We start from the raw sequence: 12,345 nt of genomic DNA on the forward strand, positions 1-12,345 counted from the left end.
GGAGCTTAGAAACCGCACATATTATAACCTCCGTATTACCCCCTCTTTAATTCCAGTAATATAATCCCCGTAAATATTCCTTGCTAAAAACTCATTTTGTACACCTAAGCTCCATTTTTCTTTTGAAGCAGCAATATAATACTTAAACATATCTTTAACATGTAAATTACTAGACTTTTTATGATAATTCTCATAACTACTAAATGAACTTATATACCTACAAAATATTTCAAAAAGGAGAGTTTCGTCAAAATAACTATCCCCTATGAAACTGTAAGTATTGTCATTTCCAAAAAAGAACTGTGTCATTTTTAAAATTAGGTCAAACTGATGCTCTTCTAGATCAAACCACTCTTTATCAAGATGTTTAGGCTTTTCTGGTTCTGCTTTATCATAACGAATTGCAGATACAAGTTTAGAAATGTAACTACCAGTTATTACTACCAGCATATCTGCTAATTGTAATCCAACGAAATCTTTAGAATCCTGATCTACCAGCACTTTCCCAAATCCAATCTTTTCAAATGGCTTAGAAGGTATACCTTGGTCAAGAATTAACGTTGACTGCTCAGGTTGCCATATATCTTTTAACTTGTTCTCGGACAACCATAAGTCAACATCGAAGCTCACCTTATCCCAATCAAATGATACTTTTTCAAACACTAAATTATCAGCTAAGTGTTTCCCCTTTCCAATTATTGTTATCATATTTTTGTAATCTTCTAATTGATATTTCATTCTAGTGTTATTTTTGTGCTTTGCTACGAATTCTTTCAAATCATTTTGAATAGAATACAATATTTCATTGACTTTTTTGTGTGGATCGAAAAGATTTCTAATGACCTCTTCTGATGCTTCTAATTCACAATATTTTGTGAGACTGTATTTCAATAATATGGCGGATTTAATAAATCTTTTAGCTTCAAGTTTTAGAATCCATTGTGTTAGTCTGGCATCAACAACCATTGACATTTTATTTACTGAAAAAAGTAAGTTAGAAACGTCTGCCTCTAGCAGGATATCAAATAACTTAAGATAGAAATCACCATTAACTTTCTTTATACTCGCAATGCCATATTTGAAATTCCCCTGTAGAATATCAATTCCTTTTAGTTCCTTTTCGACTTTATTTTTTTGTTCTTCTCTATAATCTACAACAAGTTCAGAATACTTTTTGATAATATCTTTTAGAGAACTTTCAGGGATATAAAGTACATCAGCAACATAAGATCGCATTAAATCATCACCAAGATTTATTCTTCTATCATCACTGTAGTTTCTTGAAATTCTAATCGTTTCCTGTGGTCCCTTTTCATCAATAAAAACTTGTCCCATAGTTAATCATCCTCACTTCAATTTTGGTCAGATAAACTTTTTATTGATATTGTAAACTGTTATCTGTATCCACTAAATTTCTTACAGTTCTATCTTTTCAGATTCTATATCCACTCAAATTCCCATTTGTAGAAAACTCAATAAAACACCCGTAACAATCCATATTAGCCATAATGAGTTTTGTGTGACGTTGCCCATCCTATCTTTTATTCCGTAATAAATCAATAAAGTAATGATACATAGATTTTGAAAGAAAAAGGCTATACGAATATTCTTTAACTGCAAAGAAGTAACCTTTCATCCTTTATTTTTTTAAAAATTTCATCCCTCGGTAATTTTCCTCTCAATCCAAAATAATTCATCTAAGGTTTTATTAAGTGCATAACATAAATCTAAACATAGATTTAAAGTTGGATTGTATTTTCCCTTTTCAATCAAACTAATTGTCTGACGTGTGACACCTATTTGTTCGGCCAATTGTTGTTGAGTTAAACCCATTTGAATACGAGTTATTTTAACTTTATTAACCACGTATCTTTATCACCTCTTGATATTATAGTAATATATATATTACATAATTCAATATATATATTACATAAAAAGCAGATTTTTTCCAATTATTATCCGAAACATTAATTCAATGTTGTTTGAGACTTTTATTCCGTTAAATGGCCCGATAATAAAAAGACACGTATTTTTATATGCGTGCCTCGATTTCAACTAAAGTTTAATTTAAATAACTTTCAAAAATATTTACTATAAAAATCGCGTCTCAACTTTCCACTTAGCTGAGCATATATTTTTGTGGTTTCACTCTTCTCATGACCAAGCAAGCTCTGGATCACTTCAAGTGGCGCACCGTTATTAATCATATGTGTAGCATAGCTGTGTCGTAATTGATGAGGATGTATACTCTTTTTTATCCCAGCACGATTCGATATACGTTTGATAATAAATCTCAGATTATCAATGCTCATACGCCTATATGGCCTTCTTTCCGTAATAAACAAACAGGAATCTTCATCATTTTGCTCATCTAGATACCTTTTTAAACAAATAGACAACGGGTATTAAAGTACACTTCCCTTTCTTTATCACCTTTCCCACGTACAATAACTGAATTCATTGCGAAATTAATATCATCACGATTTAATTTTACAACTTCCCCAATACGGCAGCCAGTAGAATACATAAATTCGAATAACGCATTCTCCATCGAAGTATGACAGGCTTCCCTAAGATGCTCAATCTCTAGTTCTGATAGGAATTTTGGAATTCTTTTGCCTAATTTCGGCTCTTTTAATTTAGCAGCAGGGTTTTTAGCAATAAATCCTTCTTCATGTGTCCATTTGAATAGGGATTTAATACAACGAACCCTATAGACTCGAAGGCTTTAAGTGTTCTCCTGCCTGAATTAGGTACTCTTTTAATTTCTCAGTAGTAAGTTCATTCATATCAATATCACCAAAAAATCGTAATAAGAGATTATATTGAAAACAATAAGTTTTTAATGTTAGTGGGGAATATCCCTCAATTTTTTTATCTAGTTGATACTTTTTCCAAGCTTCTGATAATAACATTATTCTTTCACTCTCCTATGTTATAAATCAATTAATCTAGACACTATTATGTTCAAGGATAGCCTTTTTTATACGAAAGTTATTCAACAATCGAAGACAATACCCAATTATCAAAACATGATAACCCTTAATAGACAAGAAAAAGGGCACTTTCTCTACTCAAGAAATGTGCCCTTTAATGGAATAACTATAATAAGTTCTCAAACCTAAAATCACGTAATTCTTCTTTAACTAACGCACCCGTTAGCCATCCATGCAGCGCAAAAATCAGCGCTGCACCACAGAAAATGAAAATAATTCTCTAGAACCGTCAATACTGTTTCTACGACTGGGAGAGGAAGGTCGATACACTATGGTGCGTGAGAGCCCATCCGTTAGTCTGACTCCTTCGACCACGGTGCACCACTGACTGTCGCTCCTTTACGGGAAGCACTCATGGTAGATTAAGCCTATTCTGATTGTTGCACCAGCCTCCAATATTTATAGTCGTAGAAAGGATGTTTTCAATGGATGTAATCATTGATAGAGCGTGTGGTATGGATGTTCATAAGGATAGTATCACTGCTTGTATTTTCAAGATGATATTTATTTGAAGGATGCCATATACCTATGCTTTGAAGAGTTTAATGTTTATTGGGGAGCATTAGATGAAATGGACGAACTAGAGTTCACTTCAAATTCTGATGATTATTTCATTTCATCTGTATTTAAAGAGAATTATGAAGACTTTATTACCTTCCAAATGATTGATAATAATGGAGAATTAAAGCATTGCACATTTACATACGGTACCATTCAAGAAAATGAAATTGATAAAAGTTTTACGCTGTTAGTTACGGAAGGACTTTGTGATACTGCGGAATTCAATGTGTATTCTGATCCATATAAGCAAATCAGTTTTATTAATGCTTTATTCACTGAAAATTCAATTATTAAAGAAGAGGAAGAACTCGAAGGAAACAAACTAGTAAGCCTTTATAATCCGATAATTAATAATATAAAGAAACAGAAAGTCCGTGCATAGAATACTTTATTTCTTGTTGCATGATGATAGAGTAGAAATACTTAGCCCATACCCCTATATAAAATTTCTGCTCTTCAATTATCTTATCATACGGACATATCCTTAGCTTTGCAGTACGCTTTCGATATGATTCAATTATTCTATAATAAACATGAAGATTTCTTATTTAAGGTAGGTTCACCCCTTTACTTTCATGGTACTAAAAAACCGACTGATTTATTAATAAAATCAATCGGCTATATAAGAATATTAATATTGTTTTTGAGAAACACTCTATGCCAAAAAATTTGATGGCTTTACTAAGTTTAGACTTTATTCCTTAAAATGAGTTTCCCAATTTCAAAAATTGCAGCAAACTCAACAGATGCAACTTTATCTACTTCTTGCTTATCTTTTATTCTCCTAAAGTATTGTCCATCAGTATATAATTCTTCATAAATAGGTGCTAGATTTAATTCAGCCGTAACATACATAGGCGCTTCATTATTAATAATATTCATTACAGTTGAATGGTTTCCATTGTCTACATATCCAATATTCAAAGGGTGAATAAGAACAACTCTATGATTCAAAGGGTCCTGTTTCCATTTATCTCCTACCTTTTCACCGATATTATTAAACGCGTCCAATAAGCGATTTATTTTCCAAGGAAAAGCAAATATAAGAGAGTCTGAGGGATGAATTGTAGTTTTTTTCTTGCAGCTAGTATAATTTATAAAATTGCCTGTTTCATCTGTTTTTGTAAATTGAAAATGCTTATTGCCATTTTTGAAAAATAGATGTTCAATACAAAAAGCCGAATTTCTTGATAAAGGCTTTCCTTTAATACACATATTTATTACTTCAAATTGGTACGGTTTTCCTAAAGAATAAATAAGGTCGTATATACGATGAGGGTTATCACTTTCTAATATTGTAGTAGCAACGAATAAAATATTTTTATAATTTTGAAGATGTTCTTCATTTTTAGTATCTTCTTCATTTTTAGTATCTTCTTCATTTTTAGTATCTTCTTCATTTTTAGTATTTTCTTCACTTTTAGTATTTACCTTTTTGGATTTAAAAAAACTTAGCATGATTTTCTCCTTTTTACTTTTAATATAGTATGATTACGACCTTATTTTTAAAATTCCTACAAATTTAGATTAATTTACTATTTCCTTTGTTAAAATAGATTAAAAAGGTTTTGTTGAAATGAAAACATATTTATTAAGGAATTTTATAACTTATATTATTATTTCAATATTTACAACTATTTTTATAGCACCTCGATTTATTAATTGAAGAGCATAAGCTTGAGGCATTTGAGAAAAAGTGGCTCAAATTTTATGTGATCATCGTAGATGAACTAGGTTACGTCCCCTTCACCAAAACGGGAGCAGAGTTATTGTTCCAATTCTTTTCAGGTAGGTATGAACGCGCTAGCGTGATTATCACAACCAATCTAGAATTCTCTGAATGGACGAACGTTTTTGGGGATGGGAAGATGACAGCTGCATTACTCGATCGATTGACACATCGATCACATATCCACTTACTAAACGGAGAATCATACCGTTTCCGTCAAAGTATGAAGCACCAGGAAAACGTCGAAGAGTAACATTAGCGCGCGAAGTGTTTGGGAGTTAATAATCATTAAGTGGCTCACTTTTGAAGTGATCGCTCTGGCTCAATTTCATATTGACAAAAACACCGATTTATTATCTCTTATTTAAAGTCTTATATAAAGCAAATGGCAAGCAAAATCATCAAAATGTTTCCTATCGTGCTCCTTTTAATAGCATAAAAATTACCTGCTAAGAATTTTCTAAGCGGGTAATTTAAATATTACAGAATCATTTTTACATTTCAACCAAATATTTTTTTTGAGGAATATTCATAGAAGCTTCTAAAATAGGTTTAAACATACTCCCATGTTCAAAAGTCCTATAACTAATCAGCGGTAAAACTAGTCCCGTTAACTTTGTTTTTACAGAATATTGCTTATTTGGAAATTCATCAAAATAATTTCTTGTTACTTCTTCTCCTAGTATAGAATGGATAAAAAATGTTGACTCATTCCAAAATTCTTCTTCGTTATTAGAATCAATATATTCAAAAGTAGAAAGCATTACAAAGAAAAACATAAAAAATGATCGTTTAGCTGGGTTTATCAGCAGGGATTTAGTAAATGCTAACGCAGAGAGTTGAGGACTTCCAGCATCTACTAACGGTATACCTTGTTTGTAAAGAGAACGGGCAGTAAATCGGATAAAATTAAATAATTCCCATTTTTCTACACTTTCTTTTGAATTCCAACTTGGAAAAGCAGATGCCATTTCATACAGGTAGTTTGCATTAAAACTATTGTCTAAAACGATTGGAATCAATGGGTTTCCATGAGCAGAAGCATTTCTAATAAATGCCAATTCTAAGAAAGATTCTTTCACTAAATAAAGGTATTTATATTTTTCATGCGTTTTTTTGTTGGACAAATCTATTTTTTGTAAAATTTGATTCAACACTTCACCCAGCTCATTTAGTGATAAAGTTTCCAAAAAAAGAGGAATCGGGCAATCACTAACTACAATATCATTTGGATCATTTTTACTTTTCTTTAAACTTAATGTGCTGAATTCAGGTTTAAACATAAATTCTGATTTCACAAATTTAAACTGTCTATCAACTATTGATTTGGTTTTACCATTACCTTTTAAAACTCTATAAATAGTTGTGGTAGATATCTGCAACTTATTAAAAATATAGATAAGAGTATCTTTCATTTGAGATTCTATATACAAAATCCATTTGAGAAAAAATTCTTTTGCTTGTTTATCATATTTGATTAAAGAATTTAAATTTTCTTGTGAGATATCATGATCATTCCCTGCCATTTTCTTGAAAAGATATGTATAGTGATCATCTGTAATTATTTTCTCAAATTTATGTTTAGATAATTTCCAACTTTTGATTTCTAGATCAACTATATTTTCCAGATTATAGGCAACATAGACTTTGGACTTTCTAATTTCAATATTTTTCATTTGATATTTTATAGTTTCAGTCATTTGGAATACACCATCAGTTATCATATCTGGGAGAATTAAAAAGTGCACAGTGACTTCATGATCATCTATGATACTTTTTATAATCCCATAATTTTTATAGATATCAACAATTTTTCCTTCATATTTTTTTCCCATTTAAGCACCTCCAACTACTTGAATTAATATTTCAATTTAAGTATAGCCCAACATACTAAGTTAACAACATTCATTGGAAAACTCCCCCAAAAAAGTTCTTCCATTCTTTTATCTAAACGCTGGCCTCCACCCCTTGGATAAGCATAACGAAAAATGAAAGGGCAAATGACCCGTTGAGACATGGGAGGGAAAGCCTCCAGGGGCGGTGTGGAGCATGTACATAATAATAGTAAAATATGGAGCGAAATTAGACTCCTCTATTTCACTATGCGTCCACGAAGCTATTAATAGATCTTGCACCCTATTTTTCTATCGTTACAAAATATTAAGGTGCATGAAATCCTGCGAATAAGCGAGTATTCGAGAGATAATCGTATTAAACTGAGGGATTTTAAGTATTTCTTCACAATTTCCACGATACAATGAAATATGTTATTACACAATCTGGCCCGATTGTTGAACACGAGTTATAAACAACACTCTTCAACTAACCAATCAGTTTAAGTGTACTCCTTCACACTCCCTTTGTTTATATCATAATACAAGGATGAAACCATTACAGTTCCATCCTTTTCATTCTCCGTGATTTAGCCTTTATATGTCTGCCTCAAGACCAATCACTTTTTTAATTCATTTCAGATTTCACTCAGCATAAACTCCTTCAATCGATTGCTTGCGAAACTTCCTGTAATACTTCTTGTCAATTGGCAGATCAGCATAAGCGGTAAAAACAATAATCCCATCTTCATAGATCAGTTTGTCCATAAGCTCCTTATTCACTTTTTTGATAGCCCTGTATTGTTCATCTTCTGGTGGGAGGTCAGCTTGTCCTACCTTCTCCTCTAGTACCTCAACTTTTTTTAGATAAGTTTCTATAATAACGTCTTTTTCCTCCATGTAATCTTTAATACAGGCTGCTACTGTCTTAACTCGAATTCGAGCCGAGTCTAGGGCATTCGCTACTTTTACACGGATTTCATTTACCTCCGGCTTCATTCTCCCTTCAACAAATATCCCGTCACTACTTGGAGAAAACTCCACGCTGCTTATTTTCATAGACTTTAAAAGTTCATTACGTGCTTCTGGATGCTTATATAGAAAACTATTTATACTGTCAGGGATCTCGGTGATTAAACTATACCTGTTGTAAAAAAAGTAATACATCCAAAAACGGCTCTCAAAAAAGTGATATTCATTCTCCATGTTATAGACCGCTAAGCGCATACTATTTTCAATATCCATGATTGAGTTATATATGTTTGCCCCTTCGTTGGTCTGAATACTTTTCATTATCTCTCTTATCTCATATTCAGTTAGAAAACCTTCTCCGCTTACTGACTTTTCGGCATTACTATTGGCAACAAGGAGGGCTTTTTCATAGTTGCTACCATTTTTTAATATTGCTTGAAATCCCCGATCTTTTTTCTTATTTGCCATTTTGCAAGACTCCTTCTATCCGTTCCAATCTAGCTTCTAGTTCCGTCACTTCAATTGATTTAATAATGTTATTTAACATATATGCTTCTCTATAGGCTGTCTGTTCGCTTATATAGCCGTCTGTATATCGCTTGTATGACTTTATTAGTAAAAGAGTAAAATCACGGATGTTAAGTTCCATATCGCTTCATCCCCTTTTCCTTAAAGTGGTCTTGTAGCGGTTCTGTTATGGTCTCCAGGAATTGCCGTTCGGCCTGCCTATGATGTATTTCCTCTTCACTTAAAAAGACAGGGGTCACGGCAAGGTCTTTCAGTTCAGCTCGATATTTCAACAACAGTTCAAATATTTCCTTGGTCCCCAAATTTTCCAAATCCCGCTTGGCCAGCTCAGTTTCAAGGGCCTGGATTTTTTCTCCGTAAAACTTGACACTTCTTTCTACCGTCAAATAATACTTTTCTTGAAGAGCTTCCAGCTCGAAAGCTTTCCTATTCGCAATTTCTTCACGATACTCCTTTTCCCAATTGATCAGCGTTTGTTTCCCTACTTTGAGCTTTTTAGCGATCCGTCTAAAACTCTCACCTTTAGCCCTGAGTTCCATAAACCGCTCTATGGTTTTTATATCATGTGGCATTGCTTATCACTTCCCATTAATGGACTTTATTGCTGCTTGGTAAAGCCCGTTTGTAATTTTAATAGCGGTTGATCTTGGGATACCGTGTTTAATTTGTTCGGTCAGGGTTCTCATAAAGACTGCCTGTAAAATATTTATCTCGTTTTCAAAAGCATCAGTAAGCCCTATCAGGGTTTCATCAGATTTCTCTAGTCCGTTTAGCTTTGAAATAAATAAAGCAGATATTAAGTCAAATATTTTTTCGTTGTATCTATTGCCAAATTCCACTTCGAGTACTTTAACTAAATCCTGATTATAATCCTCGAAACTATAATCAACTTCCCCATTGATAATTTCAATTGGTTTATATTGAAAAACATCCAAATTCTAATCCCCTCTCCTAACTCTTCTTTTTGATCTTGTTGAATTGTTATTAATCTTGAAAAATATTAATCAGCTTAAATATTTCCATTGACCGAAGATAAAACAACAATACTATGACTCAGCAATCTAATAGGAAGAATAAATCAAATGTTCTCACCCTCCCCACCAGATGAAAGATTCCCTAATTCCCCTAATAGTCTTTTATCCTTTCTCTCATTTGACTTTTGACCAGTACATCCTTTGTTTCTACTTGCACCCTAAATCCCCTAATTCGTTATTTGTAAAAATGCTCCCGTTTCCAATTTAGGAACTATTAGGGGATTTAGGAACAAATAATACTTTTGATGTCCCTGATTCATTCCCTTGAGTCTTTATGGTTCAGTTAGATCTAGGGGAATTAGGGACACCAATATAAGGATTTATACATATTATCTTTTTACGTCCTTCCTTCCTTAACCTTACAAATCCTCTTGATTCTAAGATTTCTAATGTTCCATCTAGTTGTGAAGCTTTGCCCAGCCTTCTTTTAACAAGTTGCCATAATTGTTGGTGGGATATAGCCGTTTCACCCTTAAACTTTTCTTTAATTTTATTAAGAACATATTTAGCATTTTCTAAATCTTTATCTAAACTCATGCAACCAAAAGAGGCTTTAGCATGACCAATAAAATATTTCTTTGTACTTATAGCCTTTGCAACTGTGGTTACTGTTATCTTTTGTGGGATATCAGTATCACTATTAATATTTTCGGCTATATGAAGTAAAGCGGCTATTCTTAATATTTGTCCAACAATTTTACCACCCCATTCTGCAATATCCGCTAGATCACTTCCTTCTCTTAATTTTTCTTCAATTTCTTGTTGGAATGATTGAATATAATAGTCAGCTTCATTCGAAAATGTTAATCTTTGAATTTCACCCATAGGAAGTTCCAAAAGTCTTTTGACATTCTTCATATATCGGTTCCTCACTTCAATAGAAATATCTTTTGGCCTGATTTTCCTATATCCCCTAAAATCCTTTGGTAAAGAGTAAAGGAATCTTGCCATTAATCCCCTACCTTTAAAAGCGTTCGGAATATCTTTCAATATATCAGGTTGTGCAAAGATACCGATTGTTAAGGCAGGGTTTTCAATTATTACTGTGGAACCATTCTTACGATCTATCCTAATGTAATCACCGCTATGGCCCTTCAAAAATATGTCCATATTTAATTCCTTACTATATCTACCTTTAATGATTTCAAAAATACCACCCTCTGCTGATAAAATTCCCACTCTTCCGTCATTTTCCTCAAGAATTTGGCCTAGCTTTTCAGGCGTCACATCATCCACAATATAAGAAGGTAAATATAGCTCTGGTAGACTTTCAATTACTTTATTAATTTTTTTCATTTCTTCTACATATTTAGAATCCGGTTTTTTAGCATTTTTATTTTTTACCTCCTCGAGCCTCCTTTTCAGTGCATCAATTTCAGTCTTTCGATTTCTAACTTCTACCCTTAATTGTTCATGTTCATCTTGCTCATAATTGAGAATTGGCTTAATCATAAGATCGAATACAGCTGATTTACGCTGTGCTGGTCCCATCAAGGTAGCTGTGTAAGTGTTAAGTGGTTCAATCCAGGAACCATATGGATTAACCTCAAATTTTTTTGCTACGGCAATAGATAAAACTGATATTGCGCACATACTGGGCATATCAATTGGTGTTTGCGTACTCTCCGCTACGCCTTCTATATAGTCACTTAACCATCTCGGAAAAATGTTAGAAGGGAATTCCGGCAATAAGTATTCATCAAAATAAACAGGCTGTTCCCACTCTTCCTGTTGATCTTTACCTGTTCGTACTCTAGTGTTGCTCTGGTTACTTTTATTTGGTAAATTATAAATAGTTGAAGTTTTATCAATGGCTTCCTGTATGGTTATTTCTCCATATGTAGAAGCACCAGTTTTTCTATCCCATTTGTCACGAAACAAGCCAGACTGCCTGAAAAGGTTGTCCATTCTTTTTGCATCTTTAGCGGTAAAAAAAGCTAAATGGTTGCAAAGAGCTTGATCAGCTGATGAATGATCTCCGTTATATTCACTGGTATCTCCAGTGAATAAGCGCTTAATGGTTTGCCCATTTTTGGAATTGAACATGACATCTAGAAGTTCCTTATCGTCTATAACATCCGCATGTGAAGCTTGCCCGCTATTCCTGTGGATGTTATAGTTTTTTTTCTTTTTGGAAAAATATTTTTCTACCAAGTTATTAATGATATTTTGATTATTTATAATGGTATCATTTCCTACAATCTCCCCAGTAAAGGTAAAAAATCGACCTTCACTGTAAATCTCCATCTTTTCGACTGTATTCTTGTGGCTAATCCCCTTCGGTAGGGTTCCTTTAAAGATTGTATGTAACCCCGTGCCACTTGGACTTACTTCTGTATAACTGTAACTGCTTAACAAGTGTGAAATTTTAGTTTGGAACTTCCCATCTTTGTAATGTCCATCTAAATCAACGCCAATATATTCATCAGTGGGAGAAAAAACAAAGCCGATACCATCGTATTTTGCAGTTCCAAAAACCTTCTGAACCTCTTGAAAGCTTTTCCAAGTATGAGGATTAGCAGGATTTGCATTTGTACCATTTATTTGCTTTGGCACTTTTCCGAATGTTCCATCTTTTCTATGCACAACCTTCCATAATACCCATTGTTTTTTATCCTTCAATTCCTGGGGTATTTTATCAAAGTAAGGGCTTATAATGCCGCTGTCTCCTTTAAGTACCATAAGTCCACCTT

At 33.1% G+C, this 12,345-nt stretch carries 11 protein-coding genes and 1 pseudogene; 2 read left to right on the forward strand and 10 right to left on the reverse strand.

Annotated elements, in window-relative coordinates:
* Nucleotides 1–21: 21 nt before the first annotated feature.
* The 3 genes and pseudogenes from R4Z09_RS24460 to R4Z09_RS24470 form a co-directional block, all read right to left on the reverse strand.
* The gene (locus R4Z09_RS24460; protein WP_338449304.1) at nt 22–1,335 is read right to left on the reverse strand and encodes a hypothetical protein; all 1,314 of its coding nucleotides are present in this window, start codon (nt 1,333–1,335) and stop codon (nt 22–24) included.
* 321 nt (nt 1,336–1,656) lie between these two features.
* Nucleotides 1,657–1,866: a helix-turn-helix transcriptional regulator gene (locus tag R4Z09_RS24465; RefSeq protein ID WP_338449305.1), complete on the reverse strand. Its 210-nt coding sequence runs from the start codon at nt 1,864–1,866 to the stop codon at nt 1,657–1,659.
* Nucleotides 1,867–2,078: 212 nt separating this feature from the next.
* Nucleotides 2,079–2,915: pseudogene (locus R4Z09_RS24470) on the reverse strand (tyrosine-type recombinase/integrase).
* A gap of 565 nt (nt 2,916–3,480) precedes the next feature.
* Here R4Z09_RS24470 and R4Z09_RS24475 point away from each other — a divergent pair.
* Nucleotides 3,481–3,939 carry a hypothetical protein gene (locus tag R4Z09_RS24475; protein WP_338449306.1) on the forward strand — a complete coding sequence of 153 codons (459 nt, stop codon included), beginning with the start codon at nt 3,481–3,483 and terminating at the stop codon, nt 3,937–3,939.
* Nucleotides 3,940–4,244: 305 nt separating this feature from the next.
* On the opposite strand, the gene R4Z09_RS24480 is transcribed toward R4Z09_RS24475, so the two are convergent.
* Nucleotides 4,245–5,015, reverse strand: coding sequence for a DUF6710 family protein (locus R4Z09_RS24480; protein WP_338449307.1), 771 nt, complete (start codon nt 5,013–5,015; stop codon nt 4,245–4,247).
* A 203-nt stretch (nt 5,016–5,218) separates the two neighbouring features.
* Between R4Z09_RS24480 and R4Z09_RS24485 the strand changes: the two genes are divergently transcribed.
* A complete protein-coding gene (locus tag R4Z09_RS24485) occupies nt 5,219–5,539 on the forward strand; it encodes an ATP-binding protein (protein ID WP_422392317.1) in 321 nt (106 codons plus the stop codon).
* Between the two features lie 241 nt (nt 5,540–5,780).
* Here the strand turns inward: R4Z09_RS24485 and R4Z09_RS24490 are convergent, their stop codons facing one another.
* From R4Z09_RS24490 to R4Z09_RS24515, 6 genes are all read right to left on the reverse strand, one after another.
* Complete coding sequence (locus tag R4Z09_RS24490) at nt 5,781–7,121, reverse strand: Abi family protein (protein ID WP_338449308.1); 1,341 nt, start codon at nt 7,119–7,121, stop codon at nt 5,781–5,783.
* Between the two features lie 642 nt (nt 7,122–7,763).
* The gene (locus R4Z09_RS24495; protein ID WP_338449309.1) at nt 7,764–8,558 is read right to left on the reverse strand and encodes a hypothetical protein; all 795 of its coding nucleotides are present in this window, start codon (nt 8,556–8,558) and stop codon (nt 7,764–7,766) included.
* Complete coding sequence (locus R4Z09_RS24500; RefSeq protein WP_338449310.1) at nt 8,548–8,739, reverse strand: hypothetical protein; 192 nt, start codon at nt 8,737–8,739, stop codon at nt 8,548–8,550. The genes R4Z09_RS24495 and R4Z09_RS24500 overlap by 11 nt, the downstream gene beginning before the upstream one ends.
* Nucleotides 8,729–9,190 carry a hypothetical protein gene (locus R4Z09_RS24505; protein WP_338449311.1) on the reverse strand — a complete coding sequence of 154 codons (462 nt, stop codon included), beginning with the start codon at nt 9,188–9,190 and terminating at the stop codon, nt 8,729–8,731. Before R4Z09_RS24505 ends, R4Z09_RS24500 begins: the two co-directional genes overlap by 11 nt.
* Before the next feature lie 6 nt (nt 9,191–9,196).
* On the reverse strand, nt 9,197–9,553 hold the full coding sequence (locus R4Z09_RS24510) for a hypothetical protein (RefSeq protein WP_338449312.1): 357 nt from the start codon (nt 9,551–9,553) through the stop codon (nt 9,197–9,199).
* Between the two features lie 378 nt (nt 9,554–9,931).
* Nucleotides 9,932–12,334 carry a DUF3987 domain-containing protein gene (locus R4Z09_RS24515; RefSeq protein ID WP_338449313.1) on the reverse strand — a complete coding sequence of 801 codons (2,403 nt, stop codon included), beginning with the start codon at nt 12,332–12,334 and terminating at the stop codon, nt 9,932–9,934.
* Nucleotides 12,335–12,345: the final 11 nt, after the last annotated feature.

This window comes from Niallia oryzisoli, from assembly GCF_036670025.1.
Lineage (GTDB): Bacteria > Bacillota > Bacilli > Bacillales > Cytobacillaceae > Bacillus_BD > Bacillus_BD oryzisoli.

Bases quoted from the DNA above. Each gene is read 5' to 3' on its own strand.
- R4Z09_RS24460 (WP_338449304.1), bottom strand. From the start codon at position 1,335: ATGGGACAAGTTTTTATTGATGAAAAGGGACCACAGGAAACGATTAGA.
- R4Z09_RS24515 (WP_338449313.1), bottom strand. From the start codon at position 12,334: ATGGTACTTAAAGGAGACAGCGGCATTATAAGCCCTTACTTTGATAAA.
- R4Z09_RS24495 (WP_338449309.1), bottom strand. From the start codon at position 8,558: ATGGCAAATAAGAAAAAAGATCGGGGATTTCAAGCAATATTAAAAAAT.
- R4Z09_RS24505 (WP_338449311.1), bottom strand. From the start codon at position 9,190: ATGCCACATGATATAAAAACCATAGAGCGGTTTATGGAACTCAGGGCT.
- R4Z09_RS24490 (WP_338449308.1), bottom strand. From the start codon at position 7,121: ATGGGAAAAAAATATGAAGGAAAAATTGTTGATATCTATAAAAATTAT.
- R4Z09_RS24480 (WP_338449307.1), bottom strand. From the start codon at position 5,015: ATGCTAAGTTTTTTTAAATCCAAAAAGGTAAATACTAAAAGTGAAGAA.
- R4Z09_RS24500 (WP_338449310.1), bottom strand. From the start codon at position 8,739: ATGGAACTTAACATCCGTGATTTTACTCTTTTACTAATAAAGTCATAC.